At 29.2% G+C, this 22,273-nt stretch carries 29 protein-coding genes and 1 riboswitch; of the genes, 27 read left to right on the forward strand and 2 right to left on the reverse strand.

The window, feature by feature from the left end:
- The first annotated feature begins 27 nt into the window (after positions 1–27).
- The 19 genes from ACYUDJ_RS10035 (at position 28) to ACYUDJ_RS10125 (ending at position 10,730) form a co-directional block, all read left to right on the forward strand.
- Positions 28–459 carry a hypothetical protein gene (locus tag ACYUDJ_RS10035; RefSeq protein WP_460289602.1) on the forward strand — a complete coding sequence of 144 codons (432 nt, stop codon included), beginning with the start codon at positions 28–30 and terminating at the stop codon, positions 457–459.
- Positions 459–1,388 carry an XkdQ/YqbQ family protein gene (locus ACYUDJ_RS10040; protein ID WP_460289603.1) on the forward strand — a complete coding sequence of 310 codons (930 nt, stop codon included), beginning with the start codon at positions 459–461 and terminating at the stop codon, positions 1,386–1,388. Before ACYUDJ_RS10035 ends, ACYUDJ_RS10040 begins: the two co-directional genes overlap by 1 nt.
- A gap of 12 nt (positions 1,389–1,400) precedes the next feature.
- Entirely contained in the window at positions 1,401–1,718 is a 318-nt protein-coding gene (locus tag ACYUDJ_RS10045) for a DUF2577 family protein (protein WP_003489622.1), read from the forward strand.
- Between the two features lie 11 nt (positions 1,719–1,729).
- Complete coding sequence (locus ACYUDJ_RS10050) at positions 1,730–2,167, forward strand: DUF2634 domain-containing protein (RefSeq protein ID WP_460289604.1); 438 nt, start codon at positions 1,730–1,732, stop codon at positions 2,165–2,167.
- 8 nt (positions 2,168–2,175) lie between these two features.
- A complete protein-coding gene (locus tag ACYUDJ_RS10055; RefSeq protein WP_243150953.1) occupies positions 2,176–3,288 on the forward strand; it encodes a baseplate J/gp47 family protein in 1,113 nt (370 codons plus the stop codon).
- A gap of 8 nt (positions 3,289–3,296) precedes the next feature.
- Entirely contained in the window at positions 3,297–3,773 is a 477-nt protein-coding gene (locus ACYUDJ_RS10060) for a hypothetical protein (protein WP_163201470.1), read from the forward strand.
- Positions 3,774–3,828: 55 nt separating this feature from the next.
- Positions 3,829–4,266, forward strand: coding sequence for a DUF2313 domain-containing protein (locus tag ACYUDJ_RS10065; protein WP_460289605.1), 438 nt, complete (start codon positions 3,829–3,831; stop codon positions 4,264–4,266).
- A 10-nt stretch (positions 4,267–4,276) separates the two neighbouring features.
- On the forward strand, positions 4,277–5,980 hold the full coding sequence (locus ACYUDJ_RS10070; protein ID WP_460289606.1) for a hypothetical protein: 1,704 nt from the start codon (positions 4,277–4,279) through the stop codon (positions 5,978–5,980).
- 11 nt (positions 5,981–5,991) lie between these two features.
- Entirely contained in the window at positions 5,992–6,327 is a 336-nt protein-coding gene (locus ACYUDJ_RS10075; protein WP_460289607.1) for a hypothetical protein, read from the forward strand.
- A gap of 1 nt (position 6,328) precedes the next feature.
- Positions 6,329–6,520 (forward strand): hypothetical protein, encoded by a 192-nt coding sequence (locus ACYUDJ_RS10080; RefSeq protein WP_460289608.1) that lies wholly within the window; start codon positions 6,329–6,331, stop codon positions 6,518–6,520.
- Between the two features lie 91 nt (positions 6,521–6,611).
- Entirely contained in the window at positions 6,612–6,878 is a 267-nt protein-coding gene (locus ACYUDJ_RS10085; RefSeq protein ID WP_460289609.1) for a phage holin family protein, read from the forward strand.
- 42 nt (positions 6,879–6,920) lie between these two features.
- The gene (locus ACYUDJ_RS10090; protein ID WP_460289610.1) at positions 6,921–7,682 is read left to right on the forward strand and encodes an N-acetylmuramoyl-L-alanine amidase; all 762 of its coding nucleotides are present in this window, start codon (positions 6,921–6,923) and stop codon (positions 7,680–7,682) included.
- Between the two features lie 147 nt (positions 7,683–7,829).
- Positions 7,830–7,970, forward strand: a complete 141-nt coding sequence (locus ACYUDJ_RS10095; protein ID WP_080544089.1) for a hypothetical protein — start codon at positions 7,830–7,832, stop codon at positions 7,968–7,970.
- A gap of 35 nt (positions 7,971–8,005) precedes the next feature.
- Positions 8,006–8,152, forward strand: coding sequence for a hypothetical protein (locus tag ACYUDJ_RS10100; RefSeq protein WP_460289611.1), 147 nt, complete (start codon positions 8,006–8,008; stop codon positions 8,150–8,152).
- Complete coding sequence (locus ACYUDJ_RS10105; protein WP_460289616.1) at positions 8,139–8,321, forward strand: hypothetical protein; 183 nt, start codon at positions 8,139–8,141, stop codon at positions 8,319–8,321. Before ACYUDJ_RS10100 ends, ACYUDJ_RS10105 begins: the two co-directional genes overlap by 14 nt.
- A 10-nt stretch (positions 8,322–8,331) precedes the next feature.
- Positions 8,332–8,577 (forward strand): hypothetical protein, encoded by a 246-nt coding sequence (locus ACYUDJ_RS10110; RefSeq protein ID WP_460289612.1) that lies wholly within the window; start codon positions 8,332–8,334, stop codon positions 8,575–8,577.
- Positions 8,578–8,722: 145 nt separating this feature from the next.
- Positions 8,723–9,277 carry a DUF4352 domain-containing protein gene (locus tag ACYUDJ_RS10115; RefSeq protein WP_460289613.1) on the forward strand — a complete coding sequence of 185 codons (555 nt, stop codon included), beginning with the start codon at positions 8,723–8,725 and terminating at the stop codon, positions 9,275–9,277.
- Between the two features lie 204 nt (positions 9,278–9,481).
- Complete coding sequence (locus tag ACYUDJ_RS10120; RefSeq protein WP_043031763.1) at positions 9,482–10,225, forward strand: toast rack family protein; 744 nt, start codon at positions 9,482–9,484, stop codon at positions 10,223–10,225.
- Positions 10,226–10,502: 277 nt separating this feature from the next.
- The gene (locus ACYUDJ_RS10125) at positions 10,503–10,730 is read left to right on the forward strand and encodes a glutaredoxin domain-containing protein (protein WP_003487003.1); all 228 of its coding nucleotides are present in this window, start codon (positions 10,503–10,505) and stop codon (positions 10,728–10,730) included.
- Positions 10,731–10,761: 31 nt separating this feature from the next.
- Here ACYUDJ_RS10125 and ACYUDJ_RS10130 read toward each other — a convergent pair whose 3' ends face one another.
- Complete coding sequence (locus ACYUDJ_RS10130) at positions 10,762–12,222, reverse strand: NADP-dependent glyceraldehyde-3-phosphate dehydrogenase (protein WP_003487001.1); 1,461 nt, start codon at positions 12,220–12,222, stop codon at positions 10,762–10,764.
- 39 nt (positions 12,223–12,261) lie between these two features.
- Positions 12,262–13,203: a thioredoxin-disulfide reductase gene (gene trxB, locus ACYUDJ_RS10135; RefSeq protein ID WP_043031764.1), complete on the reverse strand. Its 942-nt coding sequence runs from the start codon at positions 13,201–13,203 to the stop codon at positions 12,262–12,264.
- 614 nt (positions 13,204–13,817) lie between these two features.
- Positions 13,818–13,887: riboswitch (glycine riboswitch) on the forward strand.
- 92 nt (positions 13,888–13,979) lie between these two features.
- Here trxB (ACYUDJ_RS10135) and ACYUDJ_RS10140 point away from each other — a divergent pair.
- The 8 genes from ACYUDJ_RS10140 (at position 13,980) to grdD (ending at position 21,892) form a co-directional block, all read left to right on the forward strand.
- Positions 13,980–14,357, forward strand: a complete 378-nt coding sequence (locus tag ACYUDJ_RS10140) for a GrdX family protein (RefSeq protein WP_003486998.1) — start codon at positions 13,980–13,982, stop codon at positions 14,355–14,357.
- A 90-nt stretch (positions 14,358–14,447) separates the two neighbouring features.
- Entirely contained in the window at positions 14,448–15,734 is a 1,287-nt protein-coding gene (locus ACYUDJ_RS10145; protein WP_003486996.1) for a glycine/sarcosine/betaine reductase component B subunit, read from the forward strand.
- Positions 15,735–15,766: 32 nt separating this feature from the next.
- Positions 15,767–17,068 (forward strand): glycine reductase complex selenoprotein B, encoded by a 1,302-nt coding sequence (gene grdB, locus ACYUDJ_RS10150; RefSeq protein WP_080333507.1) that lies wholly within the window; start codon positions 15,767–15,769, stop codon positions 17,066–17,068.
- 154 nt (positions 17,069–17,222) lie between these two features.
- Positions 17,223–18,164: a thioredoxin-disulfide reductase gene (gene trxB / locus ACYUDJ_RS10155; protein WP_003486991.1), complete on the forward strand. Its 942-nt coding sequence runs from the start codon at positions 17,223–17,225 to the stop codon at positions 18,162–18,164.
- A gap of 34 nt (positions 18,165–18,198) precedes the next feature.
- On the forward strand, positions 18,199–18,519 hold the full coding sequence (gene trxA / locus ACYUDJ_RS10160) for a thioredoxin TrxA (RefSeq protein WP_003486989.1): 321 nt from the start codon (positions 18,199–18,201) through the stop codon (positions 18,517–18,519).
- A gap of 84 nt (positions 18,520–18,603) precedes the next feature.
- Entirely contained in the window at positions 18,604–19,080 is a 477-nt protein-coding gene (grdA, locus tag ACYUDJ_RS10165) for a glycine/sarcosine/betaine reductase complex selenoprotein A (protein ID WP_080333508.1), read from the forward strand.
- Positions 19,081–19,171: 91 nt separating this feature from the next.
- Entirely contained in the window at positions 19,172–20,710 is a 1,539-nt protein-coding gene (gene grdC, locus ACYUDJ_RS10170; protein WP_043031766.1) for a glycine/sarcosine/betaine reductase complex component C subunit beta, read from the forward strand.
- Positions 20,711–20,725: 15 nt separating this feature from the next.
- On the forward strand, positions 20,726–21,892 hold the full coding sequence (gene grdD / locus ACYUDJ_RS10175; RefSeq protein WP_042385288.1) for a glycine/sarcosine/betaine reductase complex component C subunit alpha: 1,167 nt from the start codon (positions 20,726–20,728) through the stop codon (positions 21,890–21,892).
- Positions 21,893–22,273: the final 381 nt, after the last annotated feature.

Below are 22,273 nucleotides of genomic sequence, written 5' to 3' on the forward strand. Positions count from 1 at the left end.
TGCCTTTTTTATTTTAGGGGGTGTAATATGGCAAACATATATTTTAGTACGTTAGACAGAAAACAATTGTACGAACTTCCTATTTTGCCAGAAGTGATGCCAGAATTACAAAAGTCCGCAAAAAATGAAATCTTTGAAACCTTTAATAATGGAGAATATAACTTTTTAGGGAAGACAAGTTTAATAAGTTTTAATTTAGAAAGCTGGTTGCCAGCATATCCAAATAAATATAGGTGGGCTAAGAGCCAGATTAATCCGTATCTCTTAATTAATATGTGGAATATCGCTATGGATACTGAAAAACCTCTGCGGGTTGTTATAAATAGAAATAAAAATACTTTTTTACCACAAGAATTATTAAATTGGATGGTTAGCGTGGAAAACATTAGTTGGCATGAGCTAACAAATGGGGATGTGGCTTATAAGTTAGAGTTAAAACAATACAGGGAGATAAAGTAATGTGGTATTTATATACTTCTTATATAGTAGGCAAAGGATATGTAACTAAAGAAATAATAGGACAATCTAACAATTTAAGTTGGAGTAATGATATAGATACTCTAGCAACTTCTTTAAGTTTCGATTCTATATTAGATCTAGCAGAGGGAAGAAGTAAAATAATTTTAAAGAAAGATAAAATAGTAATTTTTGAAGGTATTATAGTTAGTAAAACTAATAAAGAAAATATACATAGTTACACCGCAATGGATTACGCTTTCTATTTAAACAAAAATAAATATGTAATGCAATTTAGAAATGTTTATGCAAAAACTGCTTTGCAACAGATATGTAAAAAAGTTGGGATTAATAATAGTATAACGTGGTTGGGTACTAGAATAAACAAACTGTACTATCAAGAAAGCCTATCTGACATAATAAAGGACATACTAGAGCAGTGCAAAAGAGAAATAGGAGAACACTACATAATGGAAATGCAAGGCAAAACACTTTATATTAACAGGCTTATAGATTTAAAGATTAATGCAAAGTTATTAATAGGAAAAGATTATAGTATTGATAGAAGCATGGAAGAATTAAAAAACAGAATTATAACAGTTAATAATGATGGTAAGATACTAGCAGATGTAAGAGACTCAAACAGGATAAGAACATATGGAGAACTAACTGATATTATAAGTGTAGATGATAAAAACACAAGTCAAGCTTATAACATAGCTAAGAATGAATTGAGAGAAAAAAACAAAACTAAAAAAGAGATAACATTTAATACAATAGATACTGGGAAAGGTATTTATATAAACTGCAATAGGATTATTAGGGTAGACGTTAGAAAGTATGGCGTAAATGGTTGGTATAGAATAAAAAGCACACAACACACTTTAAATAATAATTTACATAAGATAGGCATAACAATAGATTTTAGCTAGGAGGGACGATATGTGAAGTATGATGTAGAATTTGCCAAATGGCTAAAAGAAAGAAACAATAAAAATAGAATTGGTTCTACTATAGGCAAGGTAGTTAAAGAAAGTCCTAATTACATTATAAATATTGGAGATAATGATTGTTATATAGACACTACAAATTCAACATTGTGTGAAAACCTAAAAACTAAAAAAGGAAACTCAACTATAACAATAGATGGAATTACATATAATATAGAAATTAAATTTGATAATAAATTAAATTTAAATGATACAGTGTTGGTTATTGCAGATGAAAGCAACCAACATTTTTTTATTATAGATAAGATATAGGAGGTGTGAACATGGCACTACTCCCCGAAGAAGATATAACAATTGAAGAAGTAGAAGAAATAGAAGAAGAACAAACTTTGTCTAAGTTAGGCAAGGTTTTTTTATTTGATTTTAAAAAGAATGAATATGTAATTAAAGATGGGAAACTAGTTGAATGTACAGAACGGCAAGCATTAAAGCAATGGATACATTGGATATTACTAACTTATAAAGATAAATACAATGTTTACAAAGATACAGACTTCTATTGTAATATAGAGGATTTAGTAGGAAAGAAAAGAAATGCATTTATTCTTTCAGAACTACAAAGAGAAATTGAAGAAGCAGTTAAAAAACATAGATATGTAGATCACATAGAAAATTTTACAACTACACAAGAGAAAACAATATTAAATGTTCAATTTGATGTTGTTTTAAAGAATGATGAAGTAATTAATATATCTGCTTAGGAGGTGGAATGTTGAGTGTAAATATAAAAACAGAGGAACAATTAATAACTGATATGTTAGGGAATATATCTAACGTATATGAAAAAAGCCAAGGCTATCCTACCTACGATATAACTAAAACTAATGCTATAGAGTTATCTAATTTATATCAATATGCTTTATCTATAGCCAATTTAAGGTTAGTTAAAGACCTAAGCGGTGATGATTTAACTGCAAGGGTTTATGATAATAAAGGCATAGTTAGAAAAGTAGCTACAAGAGCAAAAGTGATTTTAACTTTAACAGGGACAGGAACTATTAATAAAGGAGATTTGTTTAGTACGCCCAACAATATAGAGTTCCAAAGTTTAGAAACAAAACAAATAACAGAAACAGGTACCATATTAGCAGAGTGTACCCAAGTTGGTAATATAGGTATGGTTGGGGCTAATTCTATTATAGAGTTTCCTATAACAATACAAGGCTTTACAGAAGTTAATAATTCTAATCCCAGTTATGATGGATTCGAGGAAGAAACTGACGAATCACTTAAACAAAGATATTACGAATCTTTAAAGAATCCTATTACATCTAATAACCAAGCCCACTTTATATATTGGGCTAAATCTGTAACAGGGGTCGGCAATGCTAAAGTAATACCACTTTGGAATGGAGATTTAACAGTAAAAGTTATAATAATAGATTCCAATATGCAACCGGCCAGCACAGATTTAGTTAATACAGTGCAGGAATACATAGACCCTAAAGGTGTATTTGATTCTAATACAAATACATGGTCTTTGTGGGGTACTGGTGCAGGTGCTAGTGCTATAGGCAATTATTGCACCGTTGTAAGTGCTACAGCTAAAAATATAGATTTAGAATGTAGTATAACTAAAGCCAATGGGTATTCAGATGAAGAAATAAAAAATAATATTTCTACCAAGATAACAGAATACTTAAAAGAAATTGCTTTTTCTGCAACCATAAATTATGTAAGCCATGCTAAGATAATTTCCTTAATACTTAGTGCGGATGGTGTACTTGATGCAACTAATGTAAAAGTAAACGGAAGCCTAAGCGAAAACGTGATTGTAGGCGAGGAGGAAGTCGCAATTATGGGTACAGTGACATTAGTGTGAGGTGAGGTATGGATAATTTAAGAGAGATAGAATATATAAAAGACAAAATACAAACTATAGAAAAAAACTATGTGAGTAAAACGGATAGAGATTATATTAAATACTTAGATAGGGTAGATCATTTGACCGAAGATGTGAAAGAGATAAAAGTAAATTTAGATAACTTTTCTAAAATGTTAGATAAAAACAATACTTTAACAGAAGAAAACAACAATGTTACTACTAGATTAACTACTATATTAGAAACCTTAACAGACAATGTAAAAGAAACCAAGGAAGATGTAAAAGAACTAACTAGCAAAGTTAACCGACTGGACACAGATACTTCTAAAAATACAGAGAATAGGTTAACAACTAAACAAATAGTAATAAGTATAATTACAGCATTGCTATTAGGTGCTATTATTGGAGGGTTATCCATAAACCAATCGAAGGGAGGTACTAAAACTGGGTACAACACAACAATTAATAAACAACTTACATAAGAGGGTTAGAAAAGACCCTTACATTATAGAACTTTGTAAATCCAGTGGCTTAGAAATGGATAACATAGAGAATGTTTTAGAAGATATAAAAAAACAATTTAAGTTCTCTACAATGACATGGGGAGCTGATTTATTAGCATCGGAAATGAGCATTAAACTAGACCCTAGTTTAAAACAGGATGAAAAAAATTCTATTATAGCTGCTAGGTGGAAGTCGGAAGGTAAAGCAGATTTAAATTTATTACAAGCTATATGTAATAGTTGGAAGAATGGTAATGTAAAAGTATCTTTTATAGATGGCAAAATAGTTCTAAAATTTGTAGGAGAATATGGAATACCTACAGATTTGGACAGCCTAAAAAAGCAAATAGATTTATCTAAGCCTAGTCATTTGGCAGTAGATTATTTATTTGCTTATCTTTTACTTAAAGATGTAGAAGCCATGACTTTAACAACATTAGAAAACACTACATTAAGTAATTTTGCATTTTAGGAGGGATTAAATGAGCAAAGAAACAGAACACTTGAAGTTGTTTAAATATGATAAAGAAACAGATGATTTCAATACGACAACTTTTAATATAGAAAAAGCTTTAAATGATAATTGGGATAAGATAGATGTAGGATTGGCTGATATTACAACGTATGATAGAAAAACTTATGCGGAATTAAAAGCATTAAAAGATGCTAATAATTTAATTGAAGGTAAAAAATATTTGCTTACAGATTATAAAACAAAATATAAACAACCCACTACTAATGTTATTAAAGAAATGGCTGTAGAAGAATTAATTTTAACAGCTAGTAGCAATAACACTTTTGAATCTATAGTATATAGTGCTTTATATCCACAAGATACAATTTGGTATGATTTTAATAACAATATATGTGAGGATAATACAACACCTAGAAATGGTTTTATACTTAGGAGATATGATCCTATAAGTGTCAACGATTGTCCACAAGATTGGCGTACAATGCTATGGGCTAGATGGAAACCAGATGCTAATCAATATTATAAAAATAATGTATTAACGAATTATAGTACTTGGACTTCTGGAAATGCAATAATGAATGTTATTTATAAAGCTAATAATCAATTATTAATTGCTAAAAATACTAATGTGCCATCATCTGCAACAGATTCAAATGTTTTTTCATTAATATGTGATGATATAAATATTGGTATATTGGTAAATGATAAAACAACAATACAATTTGGGAATAATAGAATAGATTTAAAAAAAGGTGAATTAGATGAAAGGCTTACATTTTCAGACAATTGTAAGAATAATAAAATAGGCGGAGCAAATTTGTTACATGGCAATGTATTTATTAATAATTGCAATCATAATGTGATTGGGAATAGTTGTTATCATAATACATTTTTAAATAATTGTTATTCTAATTTTATTCAAAATAGTTGTAATAGTAATCTTTTTTCAAATAATTGTTTGTATAATAAATTAGGTAATGATTGTAATGGGAATATATTTTTAAATAATAATAAATATAATGATTTTAAAAATGGTTGTAGCTATAACATTTTAATATCTTTTTGTGTTTATAATAGTTTTCTAAATAATTGTAATAATAATAGTTTGATGTACAATTTTAGTAATAATAATTTTGGGAATAGTTGTGGTAGTAATAATTTTGGGAATAATTGTTTTTATAATAATTTAGGGGATAATTGTTCTAATAATAAATTTGCGGATGGTTGTAATTATAATACTTTAAATAATGGTTGTGGTAGTAATAATTTTGGAGATAATTGTGGTGGCAATTATTTTGGAAATAATTCTAATAATAATAATTTTGCAGATGGTTGTAATAATAATAGTTTTGGAAATAATTGTAGCAGTAATAGTTTCGGAACTAATTGTTTGGGTAATAATTTTGGAAATTATTTTATATCTAATAGTTTTGAGAATAATTGCGATTATAATTGCTTTGGAAATGATTGTCTAAATAATAAGTTTAAAGAATATTGTAATTTTAATTTCTTTTTTAATAATTGTGGTTATATAACTTTTAATAGAGCATTAGCAAAAGTTTTTGTAAAAGGTTTATATGGTAAAGACTTAACTAATTTAAATATTTATGCCAAATCTTATTCAATTACTTTTGAAAGAAAAGAAGATGGTACTTATGTATATTGGTATTTAGATTCTAGTAATAGACCTGTTTATACTCAAATACCTTAAGGAGGTTTAAAATGAAGTTAATAAAATATTTTAACATAGAAAAAGAATTTGAAGATGTTGAATATATAGATGAAAATAATATAAAACAAATTAAACATATTATAAAAAATGAAAAAATAGTACCATTGGAATATAAATGTAAAGATTCAGAATTTCAATATTGGTTAGATGTGATTAAAAAAACTTATTTAAAATTTGGTGATATAACTTATGAAGATATAGAAGATATAAAAACTACAGAAGAAATACAGGCAGAAAAAATAAAAAAATTAGAAAATGATATAACAGTTTTGCAAAGTAGTCTTGTAGAACAACAATATAAAAATTTAATGGAGGTAATTAAATAATATGTTATATAAAATATTAAAAAGTTTAATTGAAAAAAGCGCTTTTGAAAAAGAGGATATGACAAATAAACTAAATGTATTTTTTTCTTTTAGCCAAATAAGTGTAGAAGAATATACGGAACTTATGGGAGAAGTTAATCCAAGTATAAAAGAAGATATAGGAAATACCACAGAAAAAGTTGTTACACAATAAATAAAGAGACATAACAAAATAAATTTAAAAGCAGAGTAAGGACTATTAATATGTAGTCTTTTTTATTTTACTTATTTTAAGGAGGTAAACTATGGATATAAATTTATTAGATTACATAAAAGAACAGGCATTTATTTTAATACCTGTTCTTTATGTTTTAGGGTTAATGTTAAAAAGCAATGAAAAAATACAAGATTGGGTTATCCCGTGGATACTTACTATATGCAGTATAATCGGCTCAATACTTTTAATGGGATTAAATATAAATGCAGTAATACAAGGTATATTATGTGTTGGTGTTGCTGTATATGGAAACCAACTTGTAAAACAAACTACAGAAAAAAGAGATCAAGTTTAATACTTGTTCTTTTTTTATTTTTAATTTATAGGAGGAGTTTATATGAAAATAGGAATAGATTGTGGACATACAATGTCTGGGGCTGATTATGGAGCAGTAGGAATAAAAGCAGAATCTAATTTAACCAGAGAAGTAGGAACAAAAGTTATAGCTAAGTTAAAAGCTTTAGGGCATACAGTCATTAATTGTTATAAGGATAGTTGTTCTAGTCTAAATGATAGTTTAAGTTATAGAACTAATACAGCTAATAACAATAATGTAGATTTATATGTATCTATTCATTTTAATTGTTTTAATGGGAGTGCTTATGGAACTGAGGTTTTTACTTATGGAGGTAAGGAGCTACCACAGGCAAGAAAAGTATTAAATAATATTTGTGCCTTAGGCTATACCAATAGAGGGATAAAAGATGGTAGTAATCTATATGTATTGAAACATACAAAAGCTAAAGCCATGCTTATAGAATGTTGTTTCTGCGATAATGCAGGAGATATGAGTAAATATAATGCTGAAAATATGGCTAATGCTATTGTTAAAGGGTTAGTAGGGACTACAGTAGCGACACCAAATAAACCAAAGGAAGTGGAGAAAGTGCAAAAACCAAAATATGATGATAAGACTATACCAACAGGAGAAACTATATTTAAAATTCCAGGTACTACTGGATACATAGAACAGGCTACAGACGGAAGATTAATAATACATAAGGATAGAGGAAATTATATAGCTATAGGTCAAGGGTTTGTTGATTTGTACTGGAATGATAACAAAGGTAACGGCGGTAGAAAAAGATTAACAGATTAATTTTAAAGGTACTCTCTTTCATGGGAGTACCTCTTTTTTTATTGGAAAAATTATTATAAATTATATATAAAATTACATAAAAGGTATTGATTTATTATACTATGCATAGTATAATATAAGTATAGTAATTGATAAGGAGGTGAACAAGTGATAGAAAGTATAGGAAAGTTAATAGCCCTAGCAATTTCGCTCCTAACAATCCGTCAACTGAGTTTGCAGAACAGCAAGACGGAGTTAGAAATCAAAAAGCTAAGGCTAGAAATCAAAAGGTTAAAAGAGGGGGATTAAACCCCTCAACCTTTCCTATATTATATCACAAGTGTATGAATAAAATACTAAATTATTTATTAATAATATCAATTATAATAATATTATTACTACTAAGCAAGTGGACTTATAACAAAAGAAAAAAAGCTAAATTAGAAATTGAAAAGCATGAAATTGAAAAGGATGATTATAATGACAAATAAGCAAACAGAAGCAAATAAAAAATGGTATGACAAAAATAAAGACCATGCTAAATACTTAAATAAAAGATCACATACACGAAGCTTTATAATAAATTTTGCAACACTAGAAGATTTAGAAGAATTACAAAAATTAATAGAAGAAAGAAAAGAATCATTAAAACAAGAATAGGGGAATTGAAATGAGAAAAGAAATGAGATTTCTTATAATAGGCTTGTTAATTGGGATATCTACAAGGTTCGTTGGGGTAGCTAAAGCAATTGAACCTGCGGAGGATAACTCTTTAGAGAATGGCGAATATATGTATTGTTTAGATAAAAACAGACCGTTGTGGACATCTATATATGATGTTCACGAAGAAGAAAAATTTCTTTATTTTCGACAACCAAATAGTAATAAAATAATTAAACTAGCAGAATTAAAATAAAAACAAAGAAGGTAGCTCTTTAAAGGGGGCTATCTCTTTTTAATTACTTGTAACAATATGGACAAAGTTTGAATTTTATGTAAAGACAGTATATAATTAAAATGGAATATATTATACTACATAGAAAATATAAGGAGGTTATGTCATGGGAGAAAAAATAAAAAAACCATTCTATAAAAAAATATGGTTTTGGGTACTCGCAGTTATAGTTGTAGGAGGAATAGTTGGTGCCAATCAAGATAAACCTAAAAAAGTAGGACAAACAAGCGCAAAGGTAGAAAGTAAGAAGGAAGAAGCACCAAAAAATAAAGCTTTTAAAGTTGGAGACGTAGTGGAATTAAAAGATTTAAAAGTTACAGTAAATAAAGTTTATAACGTTGCTGGAGATGAAATTAATAAACCTAAAGATGGCAACGAATTTGTTGCAGTAGACATAACACTAGAAAACACAGGTAAGGAAGAAAAACCAGTATCTTCAGTAATGATGTTTAAAGTTGTAGATAAGGACGGTAGACAATGCGAATATTCAGTTTTGGGGTTAGCTGCTGCTAAAGCTGGACAAATGGACGGAACTCTTGGTGCAGGAAGAAAGATGACAGGAGCTTATGTTGTAGAAGTACCAAAAGGCGCTACTGGATTAGAATTAGAATTTGATAGTTCTTTACTTTCTGGTGGACAGGTTATAGTAAAATTAAATTAAACATATAAATAAAAACCGTACTATAAACGTACGGTTTTTATTTAATTTCACACGAGAAACAAAGAAAAAATCGTGAATACATATAATGAAAATGTGATATATCAATGTGTGCTGAGGTATGTTAATTGTTGACTATCTTATGACTATAATGATAAAATTTGTTATATAGGAAATAAAAATAATGAATTTTAATGGGGGAGTAAAATGAATATTAAAAAGCTTTTTTCAATATTTACATTAGTAATTCTAGTTTTTGCTACAGCATGTACAAATAAAAGTGAAAAAGCCACTGTAAGTGATACAAATGAAAAACCAAAGGAAGAAATAAAAATTGTAGAACCTAATGGAGCAGAAAAAACAAAACTTAATTTAAATTTTGGAGTAGGAAAATTAAATATAAGTGGTAATGAAGAAAAGCTTATGAAGGGTAAATTTATATACAGTGAAAATGAGTGGAAACCGGAAATAAAGTATGAAGTTAAAGATAAAGACGGAGAACTTGAAATTTCTCAGCCTGGATTAAAAAGTGGAAATGTATCTTTAAATAATAAACGTAATGAATGGAATATAAACTTAAATGAGAAAATACCTACAGAGATAAAATTAAGTCTAGGGACAGGAGAATTTAAGGCAGATTTGAGTAAGATAAATTTAAAAGAATTAAATGTGGGGATGGGAGTAGGAAAAGTAGATTTGGATATATCAGGAAATTATAAAAACAATGTTAAAGTAAATATAGAAGGAGGCGTTGGAGAAGGCACTGTATATTTACCTAAATCCATAGGAGTTAAGATAAAAGCCGAAAAAGGAGTAGGAGCAGTTAACGCTAATGGATTTATAGTAGAAGGCGAAAATATCTATAAAAATTCTCAATATGGAAAAAGTAAAAATAGCATAGAGGTTAATATTGAAGCTGGAGTGGGAGCTATTAATATAAAACAAAAGTAAATAACTATATAAATTAATAATTAATCAAATATTGAAAGTCATAATAATAAGGTCACTTTATTCTATTAATAGGAGTAAGTGATCTTATTATTATAATTTATATAAAAGAATTAATTCATAATATAAGTTGAGTTGAATTTAATATATAAATAAATGTGAATAAAATTATATATATAACTAAACCTATGTACAGAAGAAAAATATTATGATAAAATATAGATATAAAGAAGAATAATTAAAATTATATAATAATTATTATTGAATAGGATGTGATTATATGATTAAAGTATATACAACAGAAAGTTGTCCATGGTGCACAAAAGCAAAGACATATTTAAAAACAAAAGGAATAGTATTTCAGGAACTAAATATTGAAAAAGATGAGAAAGCAAGAGATGAAATGGTTCAAAAATCAAACCAAAAGGGTGTACCTGTATTAGATATAGATGGATCAATTATAATAGGATTCAATAAACCAGCTATAGATGAAGCTATAAATTTATAAAATAAGGAAGTTGCGATGCAACTTCCTTATTTTATGAATTTATATTCAAAACTATAGCTTTAGGTCTAGACATAGCTTCTATGGAATATTTTATACCTTGAGTACCAAGACCGGAGGCTTTAATACCTGAGAATGGGAAATGATCTGGTCCTCTTTCTGGTTTATTATTAATTTGAACTGTACCTACTTCTAATTTTTCTGCTACATAAAAAGCTTTATTTATTTCTTTTGTGAATATAGATGCTTGAAGACCATATTCAGATTCATTAGATATTTTTATAGCTTCATCTATATTCTTAACTCTTATTATTGGGAGTATTGGGGCAAAGGGTTCCTCCCAAGCCAATCTCATGTCCAATGTAACATTGTCAAACAAAGTAGGATAAATTAAATTACCTTCTCTTTTTCCACCTGCTAATAATGTAGCTCCTTTATCTCTAGCTTCTTTCATCAAAGCTTCAACATAATCTGCAGCTTTATCATCTATTAATGGAACAATATCCACCTGCTCTCTTAAAGGATTTCCTACTTTTAAAGATTCTACTTTTTCTTTCACTTTTTTTACTAGTGTATCTGCTATTTTGTCTAGAACTAATATTCTCTTAACAGCAGTACATCTTTGGCCAGAATAAGAGTAGGCGCCAGATACTATATTTTTAGCTGCTAAATCTAGATCCGCATCTTCTAAAACTATAGCAGCGTCTTTTCCTCCTAATTCCATTAGCATAGGTTTCATAACAGAAATATTAGATATTCTTTTTCCTACCTCTGTGCTTCCAGTAAAATTTATAAAATCAATCATAGGATGAGAAACTATATAATCACCTATTTCACTACCTTTACCTGTAATTGTATTTAAAACTCCAGAAGGCAGACCAGCCTCTTCAAAAACTTTTACCAAATGAAGAGCACTTATGCTACCCTGAGTAGCAGGTTTTAAAACTACACTATTTCCAGCCATTAAAGCTGGAGCTATTTTAGAGCCAGATAAGTTAACTGGATAGTTAAAGGGAGAAATAGCTAAAACTACACCTAAGGGTACTCTATTGACTATAGATATTTTCCCTTTGGAATTTCCTGGGAAGGAATCTCCAGGTAAGGTTTCTCCTACCATATTTTTTGCGGTATCTGCAGAAAATCTTATATAATCAGCAGTTCTGCGGACTTCTGAAATAGAACTTTTTTTATCCTTAGCAATTTCTTTAGTCATTATATTAGCGATTTCTTCAGCTTTTTCATCCAATATATTAGCAGCTTTTAATAGGATAGTTGCTTTTTCGTTTATAGGTATTTCGTTCCAATAGGATTGAGCTTCTTTAGCATTTTTTATAGCTAAGTCCACTTCCTCTTTACTCATGGAAGGAACTTTACCTACCAAAGAACCATCTATAGGAGAGTTTATTTCTATAAAGTTATTTGTTTTACTATTTACCCATTGTCCTCCTATAAAATTTTTATATAAATTGTTTTCTACGTATAGATTTTTAAACATATAGACACCTCTAATCTTTTCTTTTGTAATATATAAATATTATTTTTCTCTTGTTTTTTCCATAATATATTTTTCAGCAGCTAATGCAGCAATAGTTCCATCAGCTACAGCAGTAGTTATTTGGCGAAATTGTTTTTCTCTAACATCTCCAGCGGCATAAACACCTTTTATATTGGTTTCCATGTTTTCATTAGTTTTAATATATCCTTTAGGAGTTAAAGATATATATTCTTTAAATAATTCTGTTTTAGGTTCTGAACCTATAAATCCAAAAATCCCATCTAATTTTAATTCTTTTTCTTCCTTTGTTTTAACATTTTTAATTAAAGCTTTATCTACAAAATTTGAACCATAAACATCTACTAAATCCCAGTTGTATAATATTTCTATTTTAGAATTGTTTTCAACTTCTTCTAGTGTGGCTTTTTCACCTTTAAAATAATCATATCTTCTGATCATATATACTTTTGAAGCGAATTTAGTTAAAAACAAAGCTTCTTCTAAGGCGGCATTTCCACCACCAATTACTCCAACAGTTTTGCCTTCGTACATAGCACCATCGCAAATAGCACAGTAGTGTATACCTTTCCCAGAAAACTTACTCTCACTAGGGATAGGGAGTTTTCTAGCTGTAGCACCAGTAGATATAATTAAGACCGTTGGTTTGTATATATATTCTGAAGTTTCAACTATTTTTTCGTTATTATTTAATTGAATTTTTTCTACCATATCAAATTCATCTATAGTAGCACCAAGATCTGTAGCTTGTTCTTGCATTAAGTCTGCAAGACGGCTACCTTCAATTTTTTTAAATCCAGGATAGTTTTCAATAGTATAGCTACTTCTAACTTGACCACCAATTATTCCATTTTCAATTAAAATCATGTTAAGTTTAGCTCTAGCAGCGTATATAGCAGCAGATAATCCTGCAGGACCTGCACCTATAATCATTAAATCTAAATTTTTATTTTTTTTATTCATATAAAATCACCCCTTATTACCCTAATAGGGTATACCTCAATTATACTACTTTTTTCTTATTTAACAATATAATTAATAAAAATTATTAATAAAAAATTATTATTATAAAAATAAATATAGTGTTATTAATAGATTAACCATTTAAAACAAATAAAATTATTATAAAAGATAACTAATTATTAGAGTTTTTAGTAAGAATAAAAAACAAAATAATAAAGATAGTAATAAAAAGCATAAATATCTATAAGATCTCATAGCTTTTATTATAGAAAAATTTATTATCAATAAATTTAATAAAATTTCATAAAAATGATGCAATAATAGAAAATTTTTATGTATTTATGAAAAACCTATAAGGAATATTTATAGGAACTATTTGGAAACAAAATTCATTATTTTCTGAAAACTATGTAAAATAATATTGAAATAAGGTATAATATAGTTAAATATTTAATAAAGTTTGGATGATATTTTCGGGAGATTAAGTTTTAGACTTAGCTATGTAGTTTTTAAAATAAATATTTATTCTGCATAGTATCCTTATAGGATAGCCGAAGGAACTAAGTGTTATTACCATAAATAACATGAATATCTCAGGCAAATGGACCGAAAATTGACAAAACTCTGGAAAGCATTACGCACCGAAGGAGCAAAACTCTCAGGTTAAAATACAGAGATAAAAGTTATGGACTTTTATCTCTGTTTTTTTGTGTAAATAAAAATTCTATAATTTATTATAGAATTTATAAAAAATAATGGACAGGGTGGTGGGTTGAATGAATAATAAGGTTATTATGGTAACTAATAACAAGTTGGTTGGTGAAAAATTTAACGAAAAATGTCAGGTACAATTTATACTAGGTGATGTAAATGAAGTTTTTAAAACAGTAAGAGATTATATACACAAAGGGCATGAACTTTTAACTCATCCATTAATGAGTAGTGTAAAGCCTAATGAAACACCCTATAGAACTGTAGCTATTTCAAAATATTATAAAAATCAGGTGAATATGGAATCTTTAAATTATATAGAAGAGTCCATACATTCTTTAGAAAAATTTCAAAAATCCTGTGGTATTCCTGCATGGAATGATAATATTTTAAAGGATTTTAGATTGATTGATTATGATCTTATATATAATGCACTACATTAATTTTATATAAGATTTATATAAAAATTGCTAGAATCATTTAGCAGTACAATAAAGATAAAGCATTAAAAATTTAATTTGGGGGTTGATATTATGCGTTTAGAGATTGGGAAAATATTTATAACTGATATGCAGTTTTCCAATGAAACAAAAGTTAAAGATGGAGTCTTGTATATTTCTAAAGAAGAAGTTCTAGAAGTAATTGGTACTGATGAGAGAATTAAAAATATTGATTTAGAAATAGCCAAGCCAGGGGATAAAACTAGAATTATTCCAGTAAAAGATGTAATAGAGCCAAGAGTTAAAGTAGAAGGAAATGGTGGTATTTTCCCAGGCTTTATAAGTAAAGTTGATACTGTTGGTTCAGGCAAAACTAATGTATTAAAAGGAGCAGCAGTAGTAACCACAGGTAAAATAGTGGGATTCCAAGAAGGTATCATTGACATGAGTGGAGAGGGAGCTAAATATACACCTTTTTCAAAAACTAATAATTTAGTAGTAGTATGTGAACCTAAAGAAGGCGTAAATCAATATGAGCATGAGGAAATTGTAAGAACTTTAGGATTTAAGGCTGCTACTTATTTAGGAAGTTTTGCAAAAGATATTACACCGGATGAAACTAAAGTTTATGAAACATTACCTTTATTAGAACAAGTGAATAAATACCCAGATCTTCCAAAGGTAGTATATGTATATATGCTTCAAAGTCAAGGGCTTTTACATGATACCTATGTATATGGAGTAGATGCTAAAAAAATAATACCGACATTTATATATCCAACAGAAGTATTTGATGGTGCCATAGTTAGTGGAAACTGTGTTTCAGCTTGTGATAAAAATCCAAGTTATGTACACATGAATCACCCAATTATTGAAGATTTATATGAAAAACATGGTGTGGAGTATAATTTTTTAGGTTGTGTTATAACTAATGAAAACGTTTATTTAGCAGACAAGGTTAGATCTTCAAGTTATACTGCAAAATTAGTAGAATTTTTGGGCGCAGATGCAGTAATAATTTCAGAAGAAGGTTTTGGAAATCCAGATGCAGACCTCGTTATGAATTGTAATAAGATAAGTGAAAAAGGTATAAAAACAGTATTAATAACAGATGAGTATGCAGGACAAAATGGAGCTTCACAATCCTTAGCAGATTCTACACCAAAGGGAGATGCAGTAGTTACAGGAGGAAATGCTAATGAGGTTGTAACACTACCACCAATGGAAAAGATTATTGGCCATGATGAGGTAGCAAATGTAATTGCAGGCGGACATGTCGGTTCTTTAAAAGAAGATGGTTCTATAGAGGCAGAGATTCAAGTTATTACAGGAGCTACCAGTGAAGTTGGTTTTAACTATTTAAGTGCTAAAGGCTATTAGAATGTAGTTATATAATCAAGGGGGGAAAATAAATGATTAAAGTAGTTCATTATATAAATCAGTTTTATGCAGGTATTGGAGGAGAAGACAAAGCAGATTATAAACCAGAAGTAAGAGAGGAACCTGTAGGTCCAGGAACACAACTTAATTCTTTATTTAAAGGTGAAGCTGAGATAGTTGCTACAGTTATTTGTGGAGATTCATATTTTAATGAAAATATAGATGAAGCTAAAAACACTATTTTAGAAATGGTTAAAAAATATGATGCAGATTTGTTTATAGCAGGCCCTGCTTTTAATGCTGGAAGGTATGGAGTGGCTTGTGGAACTATTGCAAAGGAAGTAGAGGAGAAATTAAATATAAAGGTTTTAACAGCTATGTATGAAGAAAATCCAGGAGTAGATTTATATAAAAAATCTTTATATATCCTTAAAACCAAAAAAAGTGCAGTAGGTATGAGAAAAGCATTACCTGTTATGGCAAAACTCGCATTAAAGATGGGAAAAGGGGAAGAGATAGGACTCCCTGAAGAAGAAGGATATATAGAGAGAGGTATAAGAAAAAATTACTTTAGTGATGAAAGAGGATCTAAAAGAGCAGTAAATCTTCTTGTGAAAAAATTGAAAAATGAAGAATTTATTACAGAATTTAAAATGCCGGTTTTTGATAGGGTAGAACCTAATAAAGCTGTAGAGGATATATCAAAATGTAAAATTGCTATTGTAACTTCTGGTGGAATAGTACCAAAGGGAAATCCAGATCATATAGAATCCTCTAGTGCATCAAAATATGGTAAATATGATATAGAAGGACTTATGGATTTAAATTCAGAAACTCATGAAACTGCACATGGAGGATATGATCCTAACTATGCAAATGAAGATTCAGACAGAGTTATACCTGTAGATGTATTAAGAAAAATGGAGAAGGAAGGGAAAATAGGAGAACTTCATAGATATTTCTATAGTACTGTTGGAAATGGTACAGCAGTAGCATCTTCTATGAAATTTGGAAATGAAATAGTAAATCAATTAAAAGAAGATGGTGTTGATGCAGTTATACTAACTTCCACATGAGGAACTTGTACTCGTTGCGGTGCAACACTAGTAAAAGAAATAGAACGTGGAGGACTTCCAGTTGTTCATATGTGTACAGTAGTTCCAATTTCTCTTACGGTTGGTGCTAATAGAATAGTTCCAACTATAGCAATACCTCATCCACTTGGAAATCCAGCCTTAGATAAAGAAAGAGAATTTGAATTAAGATATGATCTTACAGAAAAAGCATTAAAAGCTTTAGAAACAGACATAGATGAACAAACAGTTTTTGAATAGAAATTTCTAGAAGGTTTACTTTAATTGAAGAAATAATTTAAACAACAAATAAATTTATATAGTTTTAGAAAATTGAAATACTAATTTTAGTTAAATGATTGTATTAATAAAAATAAATATAAGACTTTAGTATTAAATTGCGGGGGGATAAGATATGGACAATGTTTATGATCTTATAATTATAGGTTCAGGTCCAGCAGGATTATCAGCAGGTTTATATGCTGCAAGAGCTAGATTAAAAACTTTAATATTAGAGAGAAACAAAGCAGGTGGACAAATAGTAATAACAGATGAAGTAGCTAACTATCCAGGTTCTATAAGAAATGCTACAGGAAAAACTCTAGTAGAAAGAATGGAAGAACAGGTAGAAGAATTTGGGGCAGAAAGAAAAAAAGATACTGTTAAAGAAGTAGATTTTACTGGAAAAATAAAAATTATAAAGGGAGAAAAGGAAGAGTATAAGGCAAAATCTGTAATTGTAGCCACCGGTGCTGCTCCTAGGCATATAGGTTGCAAAGGTGAAAATGAATTAATAGGAAAGGGAGTATCTTATTGTGCTACTTGTGATGCTGACTTTTTTACCGATTTAGAAGTGTTTGTAATAGGAGGGGGAGATTCAGCTTTAGAAGAAGCCCTATACCTTACAAAGTTTGCAAGAAAAGTAACAGTAGTTCATAGAAGAGATGCCCTAAGAGGTGCTAAATCAATACAAGAAAAAGTGTTTAAAAATCCTAAAATAGAAATTATGTGGGATTCTGTAGTAGAAGAAATAAAAGGTGATGGAATAGTAGAATCTGCAGTATTTAAAAATAAAAAAACAGGAGAAATAACTGAATACTTTGCAGATGAGGATGATGGAACTTTTGGAATATTTGTTTTTGTAGGATATTTACCTATAAACAATTTATTTAAAGATATTATCACTATGAATGAAGTAGGATATATAAAAACTAACGATAAAATGGAAACCAATATAGAAGGAGTATTTGCTGCTGGTGATATAAGAGAAAAATCCTTAAGACAGGTAGTTACCGCAGCAGCAGATGGTGCTATAGCAGCAGTAGAATCTTATAAATATGTTGAAGATACTTTTTAAATATATATAAATTTATCTGAAAGGCGGTTATAAAATGTTAGTATTAGACAAAAAGACTTTTGAAGAAGAAGTGTTAAAAGCAGAAGGTTATGTATTAGTGGATTATTTTGGAGACGGTTGTGTGCCATGTGAGGCTTTAATGCCTGATGTAGAAGAATTATCCCACAAATATGAAGATAAGATTAAATTTTGTAAATTAAATACTAGTAAAGCTAGAAGACTTGCTATATCTCAAAAAGTTTTAGGACTTCCAACTATAATTTTATATAAAGATGGAGAAAAGCTAGAAGAGGTAGTTAAAGAGGATGCTACAAAAGCAAATATAGAAGCTATGATAACAAAACATGTAATATAAAAATTTAAATTTATTTAACCATTTAAAGTGTGTATATAAAGATCAAGGAATTTAAAATACAAATAAATTAAGGGAGGAATTTTAATGAGCTTATTTGAAGGGAAAAAAGTAATAATAATTGGAGATAGGGATGGAATACCAGGCCCAGCTATAGAAAAATGCATAGAAGGTACAGGAGCTGAAGTAGTTTTTTCATCAACAGAATGCTTTGTTTGAACTGCCGCTGGAGCGATGGATTTGGAAAATCAAAAAAGAGTAAAAACATTAACAGAAAAACATGGTGCTGAAAATATATTAGTAATTTTAGGCGCAGCAGAGGGAGAAGCAGCAGGTCTTGCTGCTGAGACAGTTACTAATGGAGATCCAACTTTTGCAGGTCCATTGTCCAATGTCCAGTTAGGACTAAGAGTTTATCATGCGGTAGAACCAGAATTCAAAGAAGAAGTAAAGGAAGAAGTTTATGATGAAGAAATAGGTATGATGGAAATGGTTTTAGAAGTAGATGAAATCATAGAGGAAATGACAGATATAAGAGAAGAATTTTGTAAATTTCTTGATTAAAACATGTAAAGTGGGTAAATAAAGAATTATAAAATTAAGGAGGCTGTATATGTTTATAATTCAGCCTCCTAAATATTAGGGGGGAACAACTATGAATTATCCAGTAATAAAAGGAGCATCATATATTTTGGTTCATACTCCAGATATGGTACTTCATAATGGAACTACTCAAACTACAGAAAAAGTAGTTAATCCAGATTCTGAATATCTTAAGGAACTTCCTAAGCATTTAAGAAATTTTGAAGATGTTTTAAATTACGCACCTAACCAAACTTATATAGGAAATATGACACCAGATCAGTTAGGTGAAATGGAAATGCCTTGGTGGGATAAAAAAATAGAAGAGAGTAGTAGATTTGGCAAACTAGGCGAAATGATGCCTCAAGATGAATTTATAGGACTTATGGAAATATGTGATGTATTCGATTTAGTTTTATTAGAAAAATCCTTTGTAGAGGATGTAAAAAATAAGTTAGAAAAACATCCACTTATAAATGAAGATATGATTTCTAAAATAAAAGAGGGAGTGGCTATAGAAGAAATCAAAAAAGCTGTAGATGAAGAAGGGGCAGAAGGCTTATATAATGAAGGTACATTAGTAGGTTGTGTGAAAAAAGCTCATGATGTAGATGTAAACTTAAGTGCTCATACTATGTTAGAAAATTTGGTAGTAAAAGCTTCTGGTGTTTTATCATTATTAAATCTTATAGCAAAAAATAACATAGATCCAGATTCTATAGATTATGTTATAGAATGTTCTGAAGAGGCTTGTGGAGATATGAATCAAAGAGGTGGAGGAAACTTTGCGAAATCTCTTGCAGAAGTAGCAGGCTTTACTAATTCTACAGGAGCGGATATGAGAGGATTTTGTGCAGGCCCGAGCCATTCTTTAATAGCTGCTTCAGCTTTAGTTCAATCAGGAGTATATGATAATGTAGTTATAGCCGGTGGAGGAGCAAGTGCCAAATTAGGTATGAACGGAAAAGACCATGTAAAAAAAGGAATGCCTATATTAGAAGACTGTTTAGGTGGATTTGCTGTTTTAGTAAGTAAAAATGATGGAATAAACCCAATACTTAGAACAGACTTAGTAGGAAAACATACTGTAGGAACAGGATCTTCTCCACAGGCGGTAATTAGTTCTTTGGTTACAGATGCATTAGATAAGGCAGGATTGAAAATAACTGATGTAGATAAATATTCTGTAGAAATGCAAAATCCAGATATAACAAAACCAGCAGGGGCAGGGGATGTACCACAGGCAAACTATAAAATGATAGGAGCTTTAGGTGTTAAGAAAAAACATATAGAAAAGAAAGAATTAAAAGATTTTATACAAAATCATGGTATGTCAGGTTGGGCACCAACACAAGGACATATTCCATCTGGTGTTCCTTATATAGGTTTTGCTAGAAATGATCTAACAGAGGGTAAATTAAATAGGGTTATGGTAGTAGGAAAAGGTAGTTTATTCCTAGGACGTATGACAAATTTATTTGATGGAGTATCTATAATTATAGAAAGAAATACAGGATATCAAGAAGAGGAAAAAGGAATTTCAGAAGATCAAGTAAGAAAGATAATTGCAGAATCCATAAAAAAATTAGCATCACAGCTAATAGAAGAATAAGAGGTGATGTATAGTATGGAGAATAAAGAAGTTAATAAAATAATAGGCAAAACTCTTTTAGATATTGCAGACTCCATAGAAAAAGGGGATTTTAATAAGAAGGTAGTAGTAGGAATTACTACTTTAGGCAGTGAACATGGAGTTGAAAATTTAGTTAAAGGTGCTGAAGTTGCTGCCCAAAAACATAAGGATATGAAAGTAGTTTTAATAGGACCTAGGGTAGATACAAAATTAGAAATAGTAGAAGTCAATGAAGAAGAAGAAATGTATAATAAAATGGAAGAATTATTAGATACAAAGTATATAGATGCAGCAGTTACTATGCATTATAACTTCCCTATAGGAGTGTCAACTGTAGGTAAGGTTGTCACTCCAGCTGATGGTAAGGAAATGTTTTTGGCTACGACTACAGGGACAGCTTCTATGAATAGAACAGAAGCTATGGTTAAAAATGCAATATATGGAATAATAGTAGCTAAAGCTGTGGGTATAAAAGAACCTACAGTGGGTATGTTAAATTTAGATGGAGCAAGACAAGTAGAGAAAGCATTAAAGGAATTAGATAAAAATGGTTATAAAATAAATTTTGCCAACTCTTTAAGAGCAGACGGTGGATCTGTAATGAGAGGAAATGACCTTTTAACAGGGACACCAGATATTATGGTAACAGATACCCTTACAGGAAATCTTTTAATGAAAGTATTTTCTTCTTATACTACTGGAGGAAGCTATGAGGGATTTGGATATGGTTATGGACCAGGTATAGGAGAGGATTATGAAAGAAATATATTAATTTTATCTAGGGCTTCAGGTGTACCAGTAGTAGCTAATGCTATAGAATATGCAAAAGATTTGATTAAAGGTAATATAAATAAATTAATAAAAGAAGAGTTTGAAAAGGCTAATAAAGCTAAATTAAAGGATATATTAAATTCTATAGAAAATAAAGAAAATAAAAAATCAGAAGATGAAGAAGAAGTTCCAATGCCTACAAAGGAAATAGCTACAGCTTCTATTAGCGGTATAGATGTAATGGATATAGAAGATGCTCAAAAAACCCTTTGGAAAGAAGAGATATATGCAGAAGGCGGCATGGGATGCACAGGTCCTGTTATAAAAGTAAATGATAAAAATTACGATAAATCTGTAGAAATATTAAAAGAAAAAGGTTTTGTATCTTAAAAATAAACTGTAAATTATATTTGTAAAAAATAAAGTAAATAATGTTACTTATAAAATTTTTAACTGTAAATATATACATTAAAACAAAAAGTCCATTTACAATAGTTTAAGTAAAATATACTTTTCAAAAAAATTTTACTTAAACTAGTAATGGGCTTTTTATTATATCATTAAAAATATTAGTATATAGATTAAGTTAATTTTAGTTTGAATAGGTGTAGAACTACTGAAGCTCATTCATATGTTTATTAGCTGCATTTTGTATATTTGTTATATTAAAATTAGATCTATTTTCACACAAAGAATTTTTAAAAAGTTAGTATAAATTTAATAACCATGATAATATAAAAATATATGATTAAAATATAAATATACTGAGAA

The organism is Clostridium sp. CTA-6, assembly GCF_054768115.1.

Bases quoted from the DNA above. Each gene is read 5' to 3' on its own strand.
- ACYUDJ_RS10035 (WP_460289602.1), top strand. From the start codon at position 28: ATGGCAAACATATATTTTAGTACGTTAGACAGAAAACAATTGTACGAA.
- ACYUDJ_RS10040 (WP_460289603.1), top strand. From the start codon at position 459: ATGTGGTATTTATATACTTCTTATATAGTAGGCAAAGGATATGTAACT.
- ACYUDJ_RS10050 (WP_460289604.1), top strand. From the start codon at position 1,730: ATGGCACTACTCCCCGAAGAAGATATAACAATTGAAGAAGTAGAAGAA.
- ACYUDJ_RS10055 (WP_243150953.1), top strand. From the start codon at position 2,176: ATGTTGAGTGTAAATATAAAAACAGAGGAACAATTAATAACTGATATG.
- ACYUDJ_RS10060 (WP_163201470.1), top strand. From the start codon at position 3,297: ATGGATAATTTAAGAGAGATAGAATATATAAAAGACAAAATACAAACT.
- ACYUDJ_RS10065 (WP_460289605.1), top strand. From the start codon at position 3,829: ATGGATAACATAGAGAATGTTTTAGAAGATATAAAAAAACAATTTAAG.
- ACYUDJ_RS10070 (WP_460289606.1), top strand. From the start codon at position 4,277: ATGAGCAAAGAAACAGAACACTTGAAGTTGTTTAAATATGATAAAGAA.
- ACYUDJ_RS10075 (WP_460289607.1), top strand. From the start codon at position 5,992: ATGAAGTTAATAAAATATTTTAACATAGAAAAAGAATTTGAAGATGTT.
- ACYUDJ_RS10080 (WP_460289608.1), top strand. From the start codon at position 6,329: ATGTTATATAAAATATTAAAAAGTTTAATTGAAAAAAGCGCTTTTGAA.
- ACYUDJ_RS10085 (WP_460289609.1), top strand. From the start codon at position 6,612: ATGGATATAAATTTATTAGATTACATAAAAGAACAGGCATTTATTTTA.
- ACYUDJ_RS10090 (WP_460289610.1), top strand. From the start codon at position 6,921: ATGAAAATAGGAATAGATTGTGGACATACAATGTCTGGGGCTGATTAT.
- ACYUDJ_RS10100 (WP_460289611.1), top strand. From the start codon at position 8,006: ATGAATAAAATACTAAATTATTTATTAATAATATCAATTATAATAATA.
- ACYUDJ_RS10110 (WP_460289612.1), top strand. From the start codon at position 8,332: ATGAGAAAAGAAATGAGATTTCTTATAATAGGCTTGTTAATTGGGATA.
- ACYUDJ_RS10115 (WP_460289613.1), top strand. From the start codon at position 8,723: ATGGGAGAAAAAATAAAAAAACCATTCTATAAAAAAATATGGTTTTGG.
- ACYUDJ_RS10120 (WP_043031763.1), top strand. From the start codon at position 9,482: ATGAATATTAAAAAGCTTTTTTCAATATTTACATTAGTAATTCTAGTT.
- ACYUDJ_RS10125 (WP_003487003.1), top strand. From the start codon at position 10,503: ATGATTAAAGTATATACAACAGAAAGTTGTCCATGGTGCACAAAAGCA.
- ACYUDJ_RS10130 (WP_003487001.1), bottom strand. From the start codon at position 12,222: ATGTTTAAAAATCTATACGTAGAAAACAATTTATATAAAAATTTTATA.
- trxB (WP_043031764.1), bottom strand. From the start codon at position 13,203: ATGAATAAAAAAAATAAAAATTTAGATTTAATGATTATAGGTGCAGGT.
- ACYUDJ_RS10140 (WP_003486998.1), top strand. From the start codon at position 13,980: ATGAATAATAAGGTTATTATGGTAACTAATAACAAGTTGGTTGGTGAA.
- ACYUDJ_RS10145 (WP_003486996.1), top strand. From the start codon at position 14,448: ATGCGTTTAGAGATTGGGAAAATATTTATAACTGATATGCAGTTTTCC.
- trxB (WP_003486991.1), top strand. From the start codon at position 17,223: ATGGACAATGTTTATGATCTTATAATTATAGGTTCAGGTCCAGCAGGA.
- trxA (WP_003486989.1), top strand. From the start codon at position 18,199: ATGTTAGTATTAGACAAAAAGACTTTTGAAGAAGAAGTGTTAAAAGCA.
- grdC (WP_043031766.1), top strand. From the start codon at position 19,172: ATGAATTATCCAGTAATAAAAGGAGCATCATATATTTTGGTTCATACT.
- grdD (WP_042385288.1), top strand. From the start codon at position 20,726: ATGGAGAATAAAGAAGTTAATAAAATAATAGGCAAAACTCTTTTAGAT.